Source organism: Ureibacillus sp. FSL W8-0352 (assembly GCF_038004345.1).
In the GTDB taxonomy this organism is placed as follows: Bacteria; Bacillota; Bacilli; order Bacillales_A; family Planococcaceae; genus Ureibacillus; species Ureibacillus thermosphaericus.
Window position 1 is genome coordinate 1,831,898 of sequence record NZ_JBBOQT010000001.1, and the last position, 20,643, is coordinate 1,852,540.

Consider the following 20,643-nt stretch of genomic DNA (forward strand, 5'->3'; position numbering starts at 1 on the left):
TGGCTATTATCTCTTTGGATTTGACTATTATCCCATCTCTGCTGATGCGAATTTTTGGCTTTGGCTATTATTTTATTTGGGTTGACTATTATCTCGGACGAGTTGGCTATTATCTCTTTGAATTTGACTATTATCCCATCTCTGCTGGAGCAAATTTTTGGCTTTGGCTATTATTTTATTTGAATTGACTATTATCTCAGACGAATTGGCTATTATCTTTTTGGGTTTGACTATTATCTCATCTCTGCTGATGCGAATTTTTGGCTTTGGCTATTATTTTATTTAGGTTGACTATTATCTCGGACGAGTTGGCTATTATCCCTTTGATTTTGACTATTATCTCATCTCTACTGGAGCAAATTTTTGGCTTTGGCTATTATTTTACCTAGATTGACTATTATCTCGGACGAGTTGGCTATTATCCCTTTGATTTTGACTATTATTTCATCTCTACTGGAGCAAATTTTTGGCTTTGGCTATTATTTTACCTAGATTGACTATTATCTCGGACGAGTTGGCTATTATCCCTTTGAATTTGACTATTATCTCATCTTTGCTGGAGCAAATTTTTGGCTTTGGCTATTATTTTACCTAGATTGACTATTATCTCGGCCGAATTGGCTATTATCCCTTTGAATTTGACTATTATCTCATCTCTACTGGAGCAAATTTTTGGCTTTGGCTATTATTTTATTTGGGTTGACTATTATCTCGCACGAGTTGGCTATTATCCCTTTGAATTTGACTATTATCTCATCTCTGCTGGAGCAAATTTTTGGCTTTGGCTATTATTTTACCTAGATTGACTATTATCTCGGCCTAGTTGGCTATTATCTCGGCCTAGTTGGCTATTATCTCTTTGAATTTGACTATTATCCCATCTCTGCTGGAGCAAATTTTTGGCTTTGGCTATTATTTTATTTGAATTGACTATTATCTCGGCCGAGTTGGCTATTATCCCTTTGAATTTGACTATTATCTCATCTCTGCTGATACGAATTTTTGGATTTGGCCTCACTAAAAATGTACTCTTATACATTCGACAGCACCTAAATTTAAAAAGATTATAATTCTTCATCGCTCTTCTTCCACTTTCCCCATAAAAATTCTCCTTATACTTTCCCTCGATAACTTCCACTCATTATGCTTTACATTTATTAGCTATTGCAATTTTACTTACCCAATAAGGAAAATTTCGATGGGCTGCAATCACCATTTTCCCTTTTTTATTTATTACACCTTTCATTCGTAAGTTCCGAATTATTTAAAGCTACATATATATATGAATAGTTATTTCGATTAGTAGAGGGGTGTATAAATGCCGACGATCAGTCTTTGCATGATTGTCAAAAATGAAGAAGAGGTTTTGGCAAATTGTTTATCAAGTGTAGAAGATATTTGTGATGAAATCATCATTGTCGATACGGGTTCGACTGATAGAACAAAAGAAATCGCAAGTAAATTTACAGATAAAATATATGACTTTACTTGGATTGATGACTTTTCAGCAGCGAGAAACTATTCATTCAGTCTTGCAACAAAAGATTATATTCTCTGGTTAGATGCTGATGATGTTATTCTTCCAGAAGAGCAAAAAAAGTTTAAAAAGCTGAAAAAAAACCTTAATAGCAATATTGATGCTGTCTCCATGAACTATATTGCCGCTACAGACGGAAATGGAAATCCAACCTTCCATTACCGAAGAAACCGCCTTGTGAAACGAAGCAAAGGATTTAAATGGATTGGACCTGTACATGAATATCTTGCTGTTCACGGAAATATATTGGAAGCGGACATTTCCATCCATCATAAAAAAAGAGAGAAAAAAGTGGATACTCAATCAATCGGCAGAAACCTAAGAATTTACGAAAATCGCATCAAAAATGGAGAAGAGTTTTCACCAAGAGATTTGTTTTATTATGCCAATGAGCTTAAAGATCATAATCAATACAATAAAGCGATTATTTATTATCAAGAATTTTTAGATGGAAAAAATGGTTGGATAGAAGATAATATTCGGGCTTGCATATATATGGCCGACTGTTATGCTCGTCTCGGAGAAAAAGAGAATGAATTGATGGCTCTCTTTAAAACGTTTAACTATGATGAACCGAGATCTGAGGCCTGCTGCCGCATCGGAGACATCTTCCAAGCAAGAAGAGACTTCAAAACAGCTTTGTTTTGGTATCAGTTGGCTGTGAAGATGAAACATAAAAAAACAGGCGGCTTTCACCATACTTCTTACACAACCTGGTATCCGCATCTCGCTCTATGCGTTTGCTATTGGCAATTAGGAAATGTTGAAGAATCAATTAAACACCACGAATTGACGAAACAATATATCCCAAATGATCCGAAAGTTTTATATAATGAAGAATTTTTTCAAAGCTACTTAAAAAATGAAAATAGGAAAGATAGTGTTAAATAGTAAGTCGATTAATTCGAAGTTAGAAAACGAAAAGCCCTATTTTTCAAAAACAAAAATGAAAGGATGAGCAAACTGGGGCAACCTCAACTACCTGAAAGCATTAAACTTGGGCAACATGTGGTAATTGAAGAAGGGGTCACAATCGGAGAAAATGTTACGATTGGACATCATACAGTAATCCTAAAAAACACGATTATTGGTGACAATGTAATCATTGGATCCAATTGTGTTTTAGGGGTCAAAAAAAGCGGAAATCAAAAAATGAGGGCATCCAATGTGAAACAGCCTCATCTAATCATCGGAGAAAATACAAAAATCGGAAATAATGTAACGATTTACGCTGGCTCAGAGATTGCAGACCACGTTTTTGTTGCTGACCATGCTAGCATTCGAGAGAATTCAACAATCGGCAGCCAAACAGTTATTGGCAGAGGTGCTATTGTTGAGCTAAATACGTCAATTGGGAAAAGATGTACAATACAAACCTTGGCCTATATAACTGGTGATACCATTTTAGAGGATGATGTTTTTATCGGTCCATGTGTGTCTATGTCAAATGATAAATACATGGGGTTAAAACCGTATGAATTAAAAGGAGCGCATATTAAAAAAGGAGCGAAAATTGGTAATAACGCTACCCTTCTACCAAATGTAACTATTGGCGAAAACGCTATAGTCGGTGCTGGTTCCGTAGTAACAAAAGACGTTCAGCCAAATGAAACAGTTGTCGGCGTGCCTGCTAAAAAAATTTCAAAAATAAATTCTAACGATGCAGAAAAGTAAAGGGAAATTTATATATTCATAACAACTAAAAAATGTATAACTCTTTTACCATCCTCATAAAGAGTTATACATTTCTTTTTTATTGTGAATCTATTAAACTTTGTTTAATTTTCAATGCAACCTCTACCGCCGCTCTTCCTTCCTCAGAATATAAGAACCACTTTGCATTACTTCGATAACAGCTTTTTCAATATTTTTTCCATACATCTCATACTCTTTTTTTAAGTCAATCAAGGGAATATTCAATTTGATTCCTCCAACTCTTAAAAGTTAGAAATGTTTTTAAAGGATGTTAAACGTTATACTATGCAAAATCCATTGAAACTGATTGTACTTTTACAATTTGTCTAAAAATTTTTGCACCTCTTGGACAAATTCTTTTGCCCTGACATCATTTGTATGTTTTGTATGAATAAATTGATAGCCGTTTTCCGTGATTCTTTTGCGCTCTTTTTCATTTTTTAAATAATACATAGCCTTTTCATAGAAATTAGATTGATTACATGCAACAAAATTCTCTCCATCTTTAAATCCCAATTCCAAGATATCAGGTACAGGTTCTGCAAGGAGAAGGGTTTTACAAGCTGGAGCCTCAAAATATTTCAAGACAGGATATTGTAATCTCGAGCCGCAAGTAAAGAAGATTTTCGCACGATTCAATTCTTTTGCATATTTCTCATTTACTAAAGCATTGGAAGAAGCATTATGGCCTGGGTGAGGATGAAAAACAAATCCTTTCTCTCCCCTCAATTTCTCCAATACCGCTTCTCTAAATGGATATTTCCCTTTTGGCGTCATTGATTGATACCCTGTTTTTTTTGTTCTGTCATACAATTGTCCAATTAATAAGAAGTCGATGTCTTTTTCTAATTGCCAATCTTTAAAAATAGTTGGATCAATAGAAAAAGGCAACCATCTGAATTTATCTTTATATTTTGCATGAGTTTTCAAAAAAGAAGATTTCGTTGCAGAAAAAATCAAATCGATTTTATTTTGTTCGAAATATTTTCGTCTTTCTGCAGGTGAATAATGTGTATCAATTACATAACAACCTTTTGGAATGTTTATTTCATGAAGTCCTGTAATCCTTGGGGCTAATACGTATCCCCAACCTATATCATAATGGAAAATAAAGTCAGGTTTAAAATCAAGTTGTTTTAGAATATCGTGAATATTTCCATCCCTGTACCAATATCGAACATCAGCAAATTTTTCAATCGCTTTGATCGTTTCAAATTTATGTTTATGCTTCGGAAAATTTTTTGTAAATTGTCGAATCAGAATTAATATTTTAAGTTTTTTTTGCATTTTACCCCCTCCTACCCTACACAACATTCAATATATGTTTCATTCATACCAAGTGTTTAAACGTTCTCACTAAATTTGCTGAAAAAAGAGAAAAGATGAGAAACTCTTACACCATCGACAACTTTTATACATATGATTTATGTGATGGAAAGAAAATAGAGTTTTTTTAGGATTGAACTCTACAAAGTTGTTAAGGTAAAAAGGAGTTGAATGTATGAAAACTGTTACTGTTGTTGGGTTAGGTAAAATTGGATTACCACTTGCAGCAGTTGTTGCAAACTCTGGGCATTTCAATGTCATTGGCGCCGATAAAAACGAAAAAGTCATTGAAACTGTGAATAGAGGAATTTCACATATTCAAAATGAACCAGGATTAGATCAGCTATTATATGAAGCATGGAAAGCGGGGACATTTCGAGCCACAGTTGATACGACTAAAGCAGTGAAACAATCTGATGTGGTTATTGTCATTGTACCCGTATTAGTAAATGAACAAGGAACAATCAACTATGAATTCATTGACTCAGCTGTAGAAGATATCGGAAAAGGGATTCGTAAAGGAACGCTAGTTATTTTTGAAACAACATTACCTGCTGGAGATACTAGAAACCGTTTTGGCAAAAGAATCGCCGAGCTTTCAGGATTAACATTAGGAACGGATTTCCATTTAGGCTATAGTCCTGAAAGAGTTTACTCAAATCGTATTATTCAAGACCTTTCTAACTATCCAAAAGTGGTCAGCGGTGATAACGAAAAAAGTCTAGAATTAGTCATATCCTTTTATAAAAAAGCTTTAAACTGTGACATCATGCCTGTCAGCAATTTAGAGACCGCTGAATTTACAAAAGTAGCTGAATCCGTTTACCGTGATGTTAATATTGCATTAGCGAACGAACTGGCTGTATATGCTGACTCATTAGGAGTTAACATTAAGGAAGTAATTCAAGCAGCAAATAGCCAGCCTTTTTCCCATCTTCACTTTCCTGGTGTCGGAGTAGGCGGCCATTGTATTCCGGTTTATCCTTACTTTTTTATTAACAATGGTTTAAGTGATGGACTGGTACCTCTTTCAAGGGAAATAAATGACAAAATGGCTAAATATGCTGTTGATCAAGTGGAAGAATATTTCTCAACTCTTGAAAATAAAAACATTCTCATTTTAGGACTTTCATTCCGAGAAAATGTGAAAGAAACTACAAAATCTTCTACTCTTCTGCTTGCAAATGAATTGAAAAAAAGAGGTTCTACAGTATATGTTGACGATCCTCTTTACACTGCAGAAGAAATTGCTGCTTTTCAAGTAAAGCCTTTTTCTATAGAAAATCGTGAAAAGATTGATTCTATCATTCTTCAAGCTTTTCATGATCAATATAGAGATTTTAAATTTGAACTCTTCCCAAACTGTCAATTCGTTTTAGATGGAAGAAATGCTCTCAATCAGAAAAAGATTGAGAGTTTAGGAATGAAATATCGAGGAATTGGTGTACAGTAAAACGACATAAGCTGCTTCTGTAGAAGGAGGATCCTGCACTAACGAAAACGTTTCTGTACAGTACGAACTCTTTCCGTACGAGGAGGAGTACTATCCGCACTAGTAGCAGAATTATCCGCTCATGTGATACTCTATCCGCACGAGTAGATGCACTATCTGCACAAGTAGAAGTGCTCATGCTCCTGTCAAGTAGACATTTTTATCCGCCCCGTATTAATCCAAATTTATGCTGCTTTTGTTCTATATTCCATCGGGCTCATTTTTAGTTTAGTTACGATACGTTTGGTGTTATAATAATTAATATAGTTTTCTACTGCTTCGTAAATTTCTCGTACAGTTTCGGGTTGACTAAAACATCCAAGTTCAACCTTCAGATGACTAAAGAAATTTTCAATGCAGGCATTGTCCCAGCAGTTGCCTCTGCGGGACATGGATTGAGTTATCTCCATCTCACGGAGATACTCTTGATAATCGGGATTAGTAAAGTGAGTGCCTTGGTCACTATGGAGAATCGCTCCTTTACTATATCCCCTTTTTTTAAGCATTTCTAAGGCGCGATACACTAATTTCATTTCCAAACTTGTCCCCATTGAATAAGCCACGATTTCCTCATTAAATAAGTCTTTAATGGCACAGAGATATACCCATTTTTGACGTCCTCTTTTCACGCGAATATACGTAATATCAATGGAAAACTTTACTCCTTCTCGAATGGCTTTGAAGTTACGGCTAAGAAGATTGGGAATTTTTCCATGAACACTTGGACGATATCTAAATTTCTTTTGGCGAATTTTGCATACCAATCCATATTTCCTCATTAAACGGGCAATCCGTTTTTCATTGATGACTAACCCATATTGTCTTTCCAATTCAATTTTGATTCGTTTTCTCCCCACAGTACCACGGTGATCGTTAAACACCTTTAGGATATAAGGGATTAACCGTTCATCAATTTGATCACGATGTTTTTCTCCATTTCTCTTTAACCATTTATAATAACCCGCACGGGATACATTGGCGATTTCCGCTAAAATAGAAATCGGATATTGTTCTGCGTAAGCGTGAATAAAGGCAAATTGTTGTTCTTTATCATTCACCCCTTTCTTAGATCTAACAACTTTTTTAAGTATTCGTTCTCCAACTGTAATAGAAGATATTTTTCTTCCAAAGATTTTTCAACAGGCGACTGTTTCTGTTTAGCTACTTTTTCTCTTTTGGTTAAGAGAGCTTCATAGCCTCCTTCTTTCACAATTTTCACCCATTCAGAGACTCTTCTCCGATGAATGTTATATATTTTAGCTACCTCTGTGGAAGAATACCCTTCGAAATATTTTTCAATGACTTGTTTTTTGAATTCAAATGTGTAATATCGATATTTTTTCGCCATTTCCATATCCTCCATTCATGTACGAAGTACGCCACCATTGACACCTACCTGATTGTCCGTAGTGATTGTAGATTGCAGATGATCTCAAAAAATAGCTCCTTGCGCTCACTCCGTTTGTCATTGTACTACGGACAAATCGATTCTAAGTACTTGTTGGCGGGGCCCCGACCCCATCCACCAAGTACTAAGAATCGTGGTAGGTGTCAATGGCATTGCAGCTACGCTGTGGCTTTTTAATAAACCCAATAAATTCCCACATTTTATATTTATTATGCTCATCTTATGGGCGCTTTAATGTGTAAACTTTACAGGTATAATAGCAAATCTTTATCTGCACTTGTGGATACTCTATCTGCACGAGTAGATGTTAGATCTGTCTAACCTTTAAAAAAAAGAGCGAAGGGGAAATTTTTCATCGTTTCCTTCCATTCGCTCTTTTTTGACGACCTTTTTTATTAAAAACTTTTTTATCTGAAATGATCCACATGTTTATCAATAATATTATACCCTTTCAATATGCCAATGATTTTTAAATTTTTCACAGGCGCATGATAGTTTGGCGATAGTTGCAGTGCTTTTATAAAGTGCTCATAGGCTGTATTATAATTCTTCATATGGAGAAACGCTTCCCCAAGATAATTCTCCTCAATATGATCGCGATCCGTAATTTGCTGAAAATGATGGACAGCATGCTTATAATTATTTTCAACTAACCCCTTCATTCCTTCAAAAAAGTGACGATCCCTTTCTGTTTTAACTAATGGTATTGCCTCATGAAAGAGAGAAAATCCCTCTTGTTTCATCCATCTTCGTGATAAGGCAAGCCCTGCAATCAATTTTGCTGTTAATAAATTGTTTTCCTCTCCTTTTTCATTGACTTCGTTAAGACTCATCAAATCTTCATCTTGAATATTTAAACGGATATGCCTCGCTAATTCTTCATAACTTCTATTCTTCGTAATATTTGCTTGATGTCTTCTATAGATATACAACGGTTCAGGAACATGGGAAGAACGCCATTTTTCTTTCGCCACTTTTAAGATAAAATCTGTATCGGAACCAACTTTGATGCTTTCATCAAAATAAATATGCTCTACAGCTTCCCTTCTAAATAGGATGGTTCCATTATTAAATGGGGTACCAACATTAAGGAAAAATGAATAAATATCATTCGGAGAAATATTTGCAGCTTGCCAATAACTAAAAGGAGAATTATGTTCCGTAATAAGCAACATATCGGAATGAACATACCCAATTTGCTCACAGCAAAATTCAGCTAATAATCGCTCAAATCGATTGGGCAAAGACAAATCATCTGCGCCATGAAAAGTAATATAATCACCCTTAGCAATTTTTAATCCTTCATTAAAGGCAGCGGCAACTCCTTTGTTGGTCTCGTGCTTTACATAACGTATCCGTTCATCATTAAATGACAATATAATCTCTTCACTATTGTTCGTCGAACCATCATTCACTACGATTAACTCAATATTCCTTTCAGTTTGCTGCAATATACTAGCAATCGAATCTTTTACATAATGACCAGCATTATAGACTGGTAAAATGACACTGATCATCTGTCCACCTCTTTCCTAATTTATCCCCCTATACTGTTGAAACAATGTTAAAGAAAAATTCGGGATAGGATGTGGCATCACCTAATATTTTAAGGTTGTAAATCGGTTTTAAATGGTCCTTATCCTTTCCTTCCAATAGAAGAGATAATTTATATAAATCTGCATTATATGGATGTTTTGTCATTAATTCTTTTAATCTTCTCTTTGCTTCTTCTTTTCTTTGCAATCTCATTAACGTCAATATAACCCATTTTTCAGCTACGGCTTGCTCCTTCTCATCTCCGTTTTTCTGTAACGCCAAAAATTCTTCTAACGCTTGCTCAAATAGTTTTAAAAGAAAAGACTGATAACCCTTCAGATTATAAAGTTGAAACTTATTATCTGGACGTACAGGACAAAAACATGTTTCTACCAAGCCATCTTCAACCTCTTTTCGAACTGCTGCTACTTCCCATCGTGCAATTGTAGGAATTTTATCGATTTGATAAATGACAGGTACTTTCACAATATCAGCATTTGTAACAAGGAGGAATTTTTCTAATCTCTTATAATCTTCATGTTTGAAACAATTTTCTTGATGAATCACGATATTCCAATCGCTTAATTTATTTCGTGGTTGAACTTTAAAGGATGCAATTTCTCGATAATAATGAAAAATATTTCCAATAATTTTATTCCAGTTATATTGCTTTGCCGTCTCTAATCCGTTATGAATTAACTTTTCCTTCAATTCTTGGTTTGTAAGCAATTCTTTAATTTTTTCCCCCATATCTTCTGAATCCTTCATACGGCAAATTAATGCATTTTTTTGATGTACTGCATATTCTAATGCCCCTTTGTTATCCGTCGTTACAACTGGACATCCACATGCCATCGCCTCTAGTGGAGGCAAGGAAAAGCTTTCATAAGTAGAGCCAGATACATATAAAGCAGCACCTCGATATAAAGAAGCAATCTTTTCTTGTGTTGGACTAACAAAATACTTCGTTACTCTTTGTTTCATTTTTTCTGACGGTGTTTCAGGTGTAATCCAATATAAATCAAGTGCAATTTCATTATTGAGCTTTTCATAAGCATCCATAATATAGGAGATTCCTTTAAACGCAGTTCTTTCTCCTCCTACCATTAATAAATATGGATGCTCTCCTTCCTCCCGATGGCCTTCACGAGTAAAAATATGTTCATCAACTGCATTGGGATATACTTTCGCTTCTCTGCCATAAATAGCTTCAATTAAATCAGCAGCTTGTTGAGAAACAGTATAAATAAAAGAAGGTAATTGAAATTGTTTCTGAATAAAATTCTTTAATGTTTGATTCATGTTGTCGTAATCAAATAAATGAAAATCACCTTGTTCAAAATAAACAACTGGGGCAATACCTGTTTCAATACATGGTTGAATATGATCCCAGTAAGTCGCTACAATCAAGTCGCAGTCTGGAATGCCTTTCGCTAATTCTAAATCAAAAGGAACTTGAATATAATCTGCTTCAATCGGAAACCAAGCCGGCTTTTCATAATGAGCAACGATTGTAACTTTTGCTCCAAGCCGTGTAAGTCTGTTTGCATGTTCAAATATAATTTTTGCACCGCCTGAGACACCTGTATGGGTCATAACGTAAACAATATGAAGCATTTCTTTTTTTTCATCACGCTTTGTTACGTTTTGCTCAAACGCATAAGAAACACGTGCTAATCGATGTTGGAACTCCAGGGATCTAAGTTTTTGTATCAACGTTTTCACCTTCATCACATAGTTCGTTCCACAGTATTTTATGTAGGTTTGACGTTAAAGTGAATATCATCTAACGGTTAAAAAAAGCCATACCCGATTAACGAGTATGACTTGATATCTTAATTAATTGATCAACAATGTAATAATAAGAATAATCACGATTGGGACAATAAGAATAAGGAAACCAATTGGGTTAGCTAAATTAATCGTCCACCCTACACCAAATCGTTTCTCGACGAAAATCGATGGGTCATTTTTATTAAAATAAAACAAACCTGCTTTCCAATATGGATCATCATTCACATCCATAATTCCCTTTTCTAACGATGCTGGTGGCGTTTTATCCGAACGACCTACCTTTACTACAAGGACAATTGTTCCAGCTAAAATCAAAAATAAAAATCCAAAAGGCAAAATCGTTTTCAATATTGAATCGCCGAACAATTCCGGATGAATGGTCTTCAATTGGAAGAATGAAAACAACATTGTTAATAACAATACAGTGTAAAACGAAAACCAGCTAGTTGATTTTCTTAATGTTAATTGACGATTTTTCGAAGCAGTCAAGTTTGTGGCACTCAGCTTAATTCCAGAAAATTTCATTCCTATTTGTATTCCCAAAAACATCAATTGAAGCAACAGTAAAAATAGCAACATTTGAATAGCAGTCAAAGGTGTTTTTTCAGTAAAGGCATCTGGCTCTCCATTTAGTCCCCAATGAGTTGGAATTTGATTTGGCAATAAATCATATTGATAAAGCGTATAAACTATTAATCCAATAGTAATCACCATTGGGAATAAATAAATAAACCATGGTGGCAAATGATCTTCTGAACGAACAGATACATCAACTACTGACACTTGTTTCATTTGTGTCGTCCACTGCATTTCTTCTTTATATTGTTTCATTTTTTCTCGGAAGTAATAGAATAATGCTAAATTTACAAAAATAATTCCAAATTCAATGACAGTGCATACTAAAATCAATAATTCATCAGAAGGATTTTTTAGACCTATCCATGAGCAAAACATTAATATCATTAAAAAAGAAAAAATTAAGGACAATATAGAATATTGTTTTTTATAAGATACGACATAATCATCTTTTATATGTTGTTCAGGAATCATTACTCCAAAAACAACTGTTCTTTTAACTAAATATGGCACAATCGCTTGAATAACCCCTAAAAACAGTAAAATAGTCAATGAAATTAATAATGTCATTGCAATCCTCCTTTAAGGATTTTTTTTCATTTCATTTATAATTTTCTCAATTAAATCCACCAATTCTTCTTTCTCTATCCCTAATACAAGCCCTTCAGCAATTTGAGGCTTAAGCATCTGATAAAGCCTTTCATATGCTTCTTGATCTATATGGGAACGCCTCTTTATGACCGCACCTGATTTTGGCACAATTTCGATAATCCCTTTTTTTTCTAATTCGTGATAACTTTTATTGACTGTATGCATATTCACCCCCAAATCCGCTGCAAAAGCACGAACAGACGGAAGAAATTCGCCTGGTTTTAAATCACCTTTCGCAATCCCTTCAATAATTTGATTCGTTAATTGAATATAAATTGGAATATCTGAATCTGGTTCAATTCTAATGATCATATCCTCACCCCAATCTGTTCTACATTTATTATAACAAAATTGTTCTATTTTGTGTATAACAAATTTTTATTTCTTAGTAACTCAACTTTCGCAGAGTAATATCTTATTGCAACTCTTGATATGACTGTTTTATATCGTCTTTCATTATTTCTCTTGTTTTTTATTGATTTTATTTTTTTAAAAGAAAAAGACACCTATCTTTTGGTAAAATTATGGTGAACAAACCAAATACCAAAGAAGGTGTCACCATTATGATAACGAAAAAAGATACTTTTGCACAACTACCAAAAGAACTTGAACGAAGATTTTCTGAATTAAATATAGGCAAACATTTGAGAAAAGCGAGAATTACTAAGGGATTTGGTTATTCATGCTTATCTATTTTCCGTCTTATTTTTTTGCTTGTTTTCCAATATAAAAATTGGTTTCAAGCACTTCAAAGTAAGAAAGCCGTGGACTTACCTAAAAAAGATACGATCTACCGTTTTCTAAATTCATCTACTTATGCTTGGCGAACTTTTTTACTTTCCTTATGTCAAGATCTTACTGGACGTATAAAAAAGCTTACATCAAACAACAGAGTGAAGGTGTTTATTGTTGATGATTCACTCTTTTCACGCAACCGAAGCAAGTCTGTTGAACTTCTTTCACGAGTATTTGATCATACAGAGAAACGATTCTATAAGGGGTTTCAGTTGCTTACTCTTGGTTGGTCTGATGGATATTCTTTTCTACCTGTAGACTTTGCTTTATTGAGTTCAGCGAAAAAGGAAAATCAACTTAACGGGGTCGATGAATCCATTGATAAACGCACTTCCGGCTACAAGCGTCGTCTTGAAGCACAACAAGATAAGCCAAGCGTTGTCTCTGCTTTATTGGATCATGCCTTAAATGCAGGAATTACAGCTGATTATGTGTTAATGGATACTTGGTTTACGCATGAGCCTTTGATTGAAAAAATCACGGATAAAGGTTTATTTGTCATTGGTATGGTCAAGCAGCTAAAACAACGTTATTTCATAGATGGTGAAGCCCATACTCTGGATGAACTCTTTAAAAAAGCAAAGCGTACCATGGAAAAGAAAGACCTACTCGGTTCGATCCATGTTCATCTTGCAAAAGGACGACAAGTCAAGATTGTATTCGTGCGTAACCGCAATAAAAAGAGTGAATGGTTAGCCATTTTGAGTACAGATACCACACTTTCAGATGAAGAAATTGTGCGTATTTACGGGATGCGCTGGGACATCGAAACATTTTTCAAGTGTACCAAATCATTGCTTAACCTAGCAAAAGAATTTCAAGGTCGTTCGTATGATCTGTTGATTAGTCATACAACGATTGTGTTTACTCGCTTTATACTCTTAGAGTGGGAGCGTAGACAAAACAACGATCCTAAAACGATTGGAAATCTCTTTTTTCTATTATGTGAAGATGTAAAAGATATGAATCTAGAGAGTGCATTGAATCAATTATTAGCGATCTTCCAAACATTAGCAGAAGCTAATGTTTGTTTGAACATGGAATTATTTAAAAGTAAAGTACAAGAATGGATTGCGTCTTTACCCAATTACATCAAGGGATGTCTGACAATATCTGTGTGCGAAAGTTGAGTTAGTAATTAAAAATTGTGTAATTGCTAAAAAGCATGACTTCTCGGACTTATAGATATATTTTTCCTAGACAATATTTTTGTCGAAAGTTGCGAATACTTGAACCCATTTGACGAATTTCCCTGCTTAATTGACCAATTACACACTCATAAATGTTGAATATTTTGTATCGCAAAATCTCACTCATTCCCATTTAAAAAGTAGACAACATATACTTCAGCCAATTAACAAATAAAATAAGAAGAAACTCAAATCTTATCTAGTTTTTTAATTGACTAAAATTTTTTTTATTTTCATTTAAAAAAGAATTGATACGAAAAAAATTATTATGTATAATCTATTGCATTGCTTGATACTATTTTTCCATTAAGGGGGTTATAAAGAATTGGGTAAAGCATTGATTATTGGTGCTGGCGGTGTAGCTAGTGTTGTGGTACACAAATGTGTGCAAAATTCAGACGTGTTCGAGGAAATTATGATTGCCAGTCGAACAAAGTCAAAATGTGACGCATTAAAGGAGAAACTCGACGGTGGCAAAACAATTATCCACACTGCTCAAGTAGATGCGGATAATGTTGACGAACTCGTTGAATTAATCAATGGTTTTAAACCAGATGTGGTAATTAACGTAGCATTACCATATCAAGACTTAACTATTATGGAAGCTTGTTTAGCTACAGGTGTTCACTACTTAGATACTGCTAACTACGAACCACCTGAAACAGCTAAATTTGAATATAAATGGCAATGGGCTTATAAAGAAAAATTTGAAAAAGCTGGAATCACTGCTGTATTAGGTTGTGGATTTGACCCAGGTGTAACAGGTGTTTTCACAGCTTACGCATTAAAACATCATTTTGATGAAATTCATTACATCGACATTTTAGATTGTAATGCAGGTGACCATGGCTTACCATTCGCGACTAACTTCAACCCTGAAATTAACATTCGCGAAATTACTTCTAACGGCCGCTACTGGAAAGAAGGAAAATGGGTTGAAACAAAACCATTAGAATTTAAACAAGTTTACAACTTCCCTGAAGTTGGTCCAAAAGATATTTACCTTCTTTACCATGAAGAATTAGAATCTTTAGCGAAAAACGTAAAAGGCTTAAAACAAATCCGCTTCTGGATGACATTCTCTGAAAAATATTTAACGCACTTACGAGTACTTGAAAATGTTGGAATGACATCAATTGAACCGATTGAATTTGAAGGCAAAATGATTCAACCTCTTCAATTCTTAAAAGCGGTTCTGCCAGACCCAGCGTCATTAGGACCTCGTACAAAAGGTAAAACAAATATCGGGTGTATTTTCCGCGGCATTAAAGACGGAAAAGAAAAAACATACTATCTATACAATGTATGTGACCATGAAGAATGCTATCGTGAAGTGGGAAGCCAAGCAATCTCTTATACAACTGGCGTTCCAGCGATGATTGGTGCAAGTCTTGTTATTAAAGGTCTATGGAAAAAACCTGGTGTTTGGAACGTAGAGGAATTCGATCCAGATCCATTCATGGAAGAATTAAATAAATGGGGACTTCCATGGAAAGAAAGCTTCGATCCAGAATTGCTTGAATTAGATCTAGAAAAACGTGAGGTAAAATAATGAAAGCGATTAACTGGAAAAGTGCACCATCCCCAAGTTACGTTGTAGATGAACGCTTATTAAAGCGAAATTTAGAAATTTTAGATTCTGTACAACAGCGTACTGGTTGCGATATTCTACTTGCACTAAAAGGCTTTTCCATGTTTTCAACATTCCCGTTAGTAAGTAAATATCTAAAAGGGGTAACAGCAAGTTCCCTTTTCGAAGCTCGTTTAGGATATGAGGAATTCGGAAAAGAAGTTCACGCCTATTCACCAGCCTACGCTGAACATGAAATTGATGAGTATTTAAAATATATTGACCATATTGTATTTAACTCATTTGATCAGTTAAATAAATATAAAGAAAAAATCCAAAAATTAGACAAGCACGTATCCATTGGTTTGCGAGTAAATCCTGGTTACTCTGAAGTGGAAACTGCACTTTATGATCCATGTGCAATCAATTCAAGATTAGGAATTCCATTTGACCAATTCCGTCCAGATGAATTAGATGGTGTTGAAGGAATCCACTTCCATGCAATGTGTGAACAAAATTCAGACGTGCTTGAACGTATACTTCCACACTTTGAAGAAAAGTACGGGAAATACTTACACCAGATGAAATGGGTAAACTTTGGTGGCGGACATCATATTACACGAGAAGATTATGATATCGATAAACTAGTTGATCTGATTAACTATGTAAAAGACAAATATGATGTTCAAGTTATTCTTGAACCAGGTGAAGCGATTGCATTAAATACGGGCTACCTTGTTACAACGGTGCTTGATATCGTAAAAAATGGAATGGAAATCGCAATTCTCGATACATCGGCAACTTGTCATATGCCTGACGTATTGGAAATGCCTTACCGTCCTCAAATTATCGGTGCAAGTACACCAAACGATAAACCATACACATACCGACTTGGTGGTATGACATGCCTTGCAGGAGATGTTATTGGTGACTATTCATTCGATGAACCGCTAAAACCTGGAGACAAAATTGTATTTACTGATATGGCTCATTACACAATGGTGAAAAACCATATGTTTAACGGTGTAAACTTACCGAGCATTTGCTTATATAATGAAGAAGAAGGCATCAAAGTAATTAGACAGTTTAAGTACGAAGATTACCGTAATCGTTTATCGTAATTATTCAACACCAATTGGACTAGCCACCAATTGGTGTTTTTTTTATACTGCCCTTATTTTCAGAAAACCCCTGTACCCATTAATTATGCTGTAAAAAATCGGCAACAATAAGAAAATAAAGGACAAAAACAACTCCTGAATTTTTTTAATCGTTTAATTGGAACCGGTATTAAAAAAACACAAAAATTAAAACCCTAGGATTGTGCATCGTTATTGATGCACATCAACTAGGGTTTATCGTTTACTTACCACCATTATTGTTGTATAAACAGTTTTCGGCAATTAGTCAGGCCGAAAGATTGTTTAAACTCCCTCCTTTGCAATTAGAGTGAGCGTGTTCTTTTCGACCATCCCCTTTACGAATTGTTAATTATAATTTAACACAACACTTCATTTTTGTAAATATTCTGAATAATAAAAATAAAATTAATTCTAAATACCTATTATCACTAGCATTGCACTAATTAAATCTGATGATTCAAAATACTAAGAATGTTCAATTTTTTATTGATTTCGAAACAAAAAAATCCTTTACAATGGAAGTACAGGTGGTTCCTGTCCAAATCCAATCGTAAAGGATAAACGTTATGGACAAGAATACACTAATTTCATCATTTGGTAAATGGGTTTCACCCATAAATATTCAAAAACTTAGCGAACAAGTCAAAGAATTGAAACAGGACTATTACACAAAAAAGCTGACAACAGAAGCCTATATTAAACTTTTATTGGTAGCCCAGCTGCTCGAATTTAAGAGCTTAGAGGAAATGAGTGATGCACTTGTAGACGAAGATCTTCAAAAAGCACTCGGATTTGAATCGATAAGTGCCTCTCAGCTATCCCGAAAAAACAATCAGATCAACCCACTAATTCTTGCAAATTTGTTCTTGGATCTTGTTTGGAAAATTCAACGGTACCATTATAAAACCGGAAAGAATATGCCACTGAAAATCATTGATTCAAGTACACTCCCGTTGAATTTGACCAATTATAAATGGGCAAAATTCCGTAAAACAAAAGCTGGTGTAAAGCTACACTTACGGCTCGTTTTCATGGATAAAGACACCGTCTATCCTGAAAAAGCAGTGATTACGACAGCAAAAGAACATGACCGAAATCAACTCGAAGTCCTAGTGGATGATAAAGAAGCCATGTATGTGTTTGACCGCGGTTATGTGGACTATGAACGTTTTGATCGGATGACAGATGATGGCTATTTCTTCGTTTCAAGACTGAAGAAAAACGCAGTCATTCGTGAAGTCTATACATTTTCACTTCCTGATGATTGTCACGTTCTATCCGATAAAATGGTCTACATTGGTACCACACAAAATCGTACTGAAAATGTCTTTCGTCTACTAGAAGTTATGGACACAAAAGGGAACTTACTTCGTTTCATCACCAACCGATTTGATTTAAAACCAGAAGAGATAAGTGATATTTACCGATCTCGCTGGGCTATTGAACTCTTTTTCAAATGGCTCAAGCAACACGTAGAAATTAAGCACTTTTATGGAATGAGTGAAACAGCTATTCAAAATCAAATTTTCTTAGCCCTTATCACGTATTGCTTACATGTTCTCATTCAATTGGAGATGAAAAGTAAGAAATCTCTACTTCGAATTACTCGTTGGTTAAAGAGAGCTCTGTGGAAACCAGCTTATGTTTGGTTGCGAAAATTTGATGGGCGAGCCAGTCCATAATCTCCCTTTTGTCGTTGTCGCTCTGGTTTAACTGTATATATTTACCAAATGGGCAGTGCCACCTTTCTTTAGGTTTTGTCTTTTTGGCACAAATTCACAAAAATTAATTAACAGAAAATTCTAACTATATTTATGCAATGCTAATGACCTATTATTTTCAATTTAAAACTTTATTCTTTTATTGCAATTATCGCTGTTTTTCGTTATGATGACCTAGACGAAAGAGGTGGAAACGTGAAACCAATTCAAGACAAAAACACACAAGTTAAATACTTAAAAGAGCGTTTAGAAATCTTCCTCGAAGTATTGGAAGCAATTGATGAAGAAACTGCGGGTATCGAAGACATTGATCGCTTAATTAAAATGATTGACGATATTGAAGAAAAAATCGAGCAGTTTAAACAAAGATCTTAACAAAACTGTTTATTTCCAAATTTAACAAACAAATCCAAACAATAAACGTCCATTTCACTCGAGAATGGACGTTTTTACATGTCGAAAACCCTGCTTTTGACAGTTTCCCTTTTAAGCTTCTACTCTTTTAATAGAAATTATAAAAAGGTATAATAGACATGGACTTTAATCTTTTTTTATTAATTTTGGGGGGTAGACATTTCATGTCAGTCGCAACAACATATTTACAAACTTTGGAGAAAAGTCTTTATGACTTAATTTGTGAAACGTCCACAAATTTACCGAAAGATGTTCGCCGTGCCATTAAACGAGCAAAGGAAGCTGAAAGTGCTGGTACTCGTGCTGCAATGAGTTTAGCAACTATTACGAATAACATTGTAATGGCAGAAGATAATGTATCACCTATTTGCCAAGATACAGGACTTCCAACATTTAAAGTAAAAACTCCTATTGGTGTTAACCAATTAGAAATTAAGGAAGCAATCCGCAATGCAGTAAAAAAAGCAACTGAAGATGCGAAACTCCGTCCAAACTCTGTTGATTCATTAACTGGAAAAAATAGCGGTGACAATCTTGGTGAAGGCGTTCCTGTTATCAAGTTTGAACAATGGGAAAACGATTATATTGAAGTGAAACTAATTTTAAAAGGCGGAGGCTGTGAGAACAAAAATGCTCAATACAGCTTACCTTGCGAATTAGAAGGTCTTGGTCGCGCTGGACGTGATCTTGATGGAATTCGTAAATGTATTCTTCATGCTGTATGGAAAGCTCAAGGACAAGGTTGTTCTGCTGGTTTTATCGGAGTAGGTATCGGTGGAGACCGCTCTAGCAGCTACGATCTTGCAAAAGAACAATTATTCCGCCACTTAGAAGATACAAATCCTATTCCTGAACTTGCTAAATTAGAAGAGTACATCGTTGAAAAAGCAAATACACTTGGTGTAGGAACAATGGGCTTCGGCGGTGAAGCAACATTATTAGGTTGTAAAATTGGCGTAATGCACCGTATTCCAGCTTCTTTCTTCGTATCAATTGCTTACAACTGCTGGGCATTCCGTCGCATGGCGGTTGATATTGATGCCAACACTGGCGAAATCAAAAAATGGCACTATCAAGATGGTGAAAAAATTACATTCCGAAACGAAGAAGAAAAAGCTGAAACAAAATCTGAAAGCCGCGTAGTTGAATTAAAAGCACCAATCACTGAAGAGCAAATTCGTGAACTAAAAGTAGGCGACGTTGTGAAAATCAGCGGCCGCATGTACACTGGACGCGATGCAATCCACCATCATTTAATGACTCATGATTCGCCAGTAGACTTAAATGGACAAATTATCTACCACTGCGGTCCTGTTATGGCAAAAGACGAAAATGGAAATTGGACTGTAAAAGCGGCTGGTCCTACAACTTCCATCCGTGAGGAACCTTATCAAGGCGATATCATGAAAAAATTCGGAATCCGTGCAGTAATCGGTAAAGGCGGTATGGGTGCAAAAACATTAAAAGCATTACAAGAACACGGTGGCGTGTACTTAAATGCAATTGGTGGTGCAGCACAATACTATGCTGACTGCATTAAGAGCGTAGACGGTGTAGACTTCCTTGAATTCGGTATTCCTGAAGCAATGTGGCACTTAACAGTTGAAGACTTCACTGCCGTTGTAACAATGGACTCTCACGGAAACTCTTTACACGCAGATATCGAAAAATCTTCATTAGAAAAATTAGCTCAATTCGCAGAAAGAGTATTCTAATTAAATCCATCTAAATGATATAGGTTTTGCTGTTCAAAAAATCAGATGAATATTTGATTTTTTGAACAGCTTTTTTATGAA

At 35.0% G+C, this 20,643-nt stretch carries 17 protein-coding genes; 9 read left to right on the forward strand and 8 right to left on the reverse strand.

Features of this window, described 5'->3' with window-relative positions; translation table 11 throughout:
- Window positions 1–1,318 precede the first annotated feature (1,318 nt).
- Window positions 1,319–2,428: a tetratricopeptide repeat-containing glycosyltransferase family 2 protein gene (locus NST98_RS09410; protein WP_340714993.1), complete on the forward strand. Its 1,110-nt coding sequence runs from the start codon at window positions 1,319–1,321 to the stop codon at window positions 2,426–2,428.
- Window positions 2,429–2,491: 63 nt separating this feature from the next.
- A complete protein-coding gene (locus NST98_RS09415) occupies window positions 2,492–3,211 on the forward strand; it encodes a DapH/DapD/GlmU-related protein (protein WP_016837877.1) in 720 nt (239 codons plus the stop codon).
- 123 nt (window positions 3,212–3,334) lie between these two features.
- On the opposite strand, the gene NST98_RS09420 is transcribed toward NST98_RS09415, so the two are convergent.
- Both NST98_RS09420 and NST98_RS09425 read right to left on the reverse strand, forming a co-directional pair.
- Window positions 3,335–3,457 carry a hypothetical protein gene (locus tag NST98_RS09420; RefSeq protein WP_340714994.1) on the reverse strand — a complete coding sequence of 41 codons (123 nt, stop codon included), beginning with the start codon at window positions 3,455–3,457 and terminating at the stop codon, window positions 3,335–3,337.
- Between the two features lie 90 nt (window positions 3,458–3,547).
- A complete protein-coding gene (locus tag NST98_RS09425; protein WP_016837880.1) occupies window positions 3,548–4,519 on the reverse strand; it encodes a glycosyltransferase family protein in 972 nt (323 codons plus the stop codon).
- A 214-nt stretch (window positions 4,520–4,733) separates the two neighbouring features.
- On the opposite strand from NST98_RS09425, the gene NST98_RS09430 reads away from it, so the two are divergent.
- On the forward strand, window positions 4,734–6,011 hold the full coding sequence (locus tag NST98_RS09430) for a nucleotide sugar dehydrogenase (RefSeq protein ID WP_168412223.1): 1,278 nt from the start codon (window positions 4,734–4,736) through the stop codon (window positions 6,009–6,011).
- Window positions 6,012–6,235: 224 nt separating this feature from the next.
- Here the strand turns inward: NST98_RS09430 and NST98_RS09435 are convergent, their stop codons facing one another.
- The 6 genes from NST98_RS09435 to NST98_RS09460 all read right to left on the reverse strand — a co-directional run bounded on the left by NST98_RS09435 (window position 6,236) and on the right by NST98_RS09460 (window position 12,327).
- Window positions 6,236–7,108, reverse strand: coding sequence for an IS3 family transposase (locus NST98_RS09435; RefSeq protein ID WP_096550742.1), 873 nt, complete (start codon window positions 7,106–7,108; stop codon window positions 6,236–6,238).
- Complete coding sequence (locus tag NST98_RS09440; protein ID WP_172597841.1) at window positions 7,105–7,398, reverse strand: helix-turn-helix domain-containing protein; 294 nt, start codon at window positions 7,396–7,398, stop codon at window positions 7,105–7,107. The genes NST98_RS09435 and NST98_RS09440 overlap by 4 nt, the downstream gene beginning before the upstream one ends.
- 467 nt (window positions 7,399–7,865) lie before the next feature.
- The gene (locus NST98_RS09445) at window positions 7,866–8,975 is read right to left on the reverse strand and encodes a glycosyltransferase (protein ID WP_340714995.1); all 1,110 of its coding nucleotides are present in this window, start codon (window positions 8,973–8,975) and stop codon (window positions 7,866–7,868) included.
- A gap of 28 nt (window positions 8,976–9,003) precedes the next feature.
- Window positions 9,004–10,710 carry a glycosyltransferase family 4 protein gene (locus tag NST98_RS09450; protein ID WP_340714996.1) on the reverse strand — a complete coding sequence of 569 codons (1,707 nt, stop codon included), beginning with the start codon at window positions 10,708–10,710 and terminating at the stop codon, window positions 9,004–9,006.
- A gap of 123 nt (window positions 10,711–10,833) precedes the next feature.
- Window positions 10,834–11,934: a DUF1648 domain-containing protein gene (locus NST98_RS09455; RefSeq protein ID WP_340705008.1), complete on the reverse strand. Its 1,101-nt coding sequence runs from the start codon at window positions 11,932–11,934 to the stop codon at window positions 10,834–10,836.
- A 12-nt stretch (window positions 11,935–11,946) separates the two neighbouring features.
- On the reverse strand, window positions 11,947–12,327 hold the full coding sequence (locus NST98_RS09460) for a GntR family transcriptional regulator (protein WP_340435510.1): 381 nt from the start codon (window positions 12,325–12,327) through the stop codon (window positions 11,947–11,949).
- A gap of 251 nt (window positions 12,328–12,578) precedes the next feature.
- Between NST98_RS09460 and NST98_RS09465 the strand changes: the two genes are divergently transcribed.
- The 6 genes from NST98_RS09465 to NST98_RS09490 all read left to right on the forward strand — a co-directional run bounded on the left by NST98_RS09465 (window position 12,579) and on the right by NST98_RS09490 (window position 20,562).
- Complete coding sequence (locus tag NST98_RS09465) at window positions 12,579–13,940, forward strand: IS4 family transposase (protein ID WP_096550531.1); 1,362 nt, start codon at window positions 12,579–12,581, stop codon at window positions 13,938–13,940.
- Between the two features lie 385 nt (window positions 13,941–14,325).
- Window positions 14,326–15,552: a saccharopine dehydrogenase family protein gene (locus tag NST98_RS09470; protein ID WP_340714997.1), complete on the forward strand. Its 1,227-nt coding sequence runs from the start codon at window positions 14,326–14,328 to the stop codon at window positions 15,550–15,552.
- Window positions 15,552–16,691 (forward strand): carboxynorspermidine decarboxylase, encoded by a 1,140-nt coding sequence (gene nspC / locus NST98_RS09475; RefSeq protein WP_016837888.1) that lies wholly within the window; start codon window positions 15,552–15,554, stop codon window positions 16,689–16,691. Before NST98_RS09470 ends, nspC begins: the two co-directional genes overlap by 1 nt.
- A 587-nt stretch (window positions 16,692–17,278) precedes the next feature.
- Window positions 17,279–18,394: an IS4 family transposase gene (locus NST98_RS09480; protein ID WP_096549683.1), complete on the forward strand. Its 1,116-nt coding sequence runs from the start codon at window positions 17,279–17,281 to the stop codon at window positions 18,392–18,394.
- A gap of 234 nt (window positions 18,395–18,628) precedes the next feature.
- Window positions 18,629–18,808, forward strand: a complete 180-nt coding sequence (locus NST98_RS09485) for an SE1561 family protein (protein WP_016837889.1) — start codon at window positions 18,629–18,631, stop codon at window positions 18,806–18,808.
- Between the two features lie 203 nt (window positions 18,809–19,011).
- Window positions 19,012–20,562: a fumarate hydratase gene (locus NST98_RS09490; RefSeq protein WP_340705005.1), complete on the forward strand. Its 1,551-nt coding sequence runs from the start codon at window positions 19,012–19,014 to the stop codon at window positions 20,560–20,562.
- Window positions 20,563–20,643: the final 81 nt, after the last annotated feature.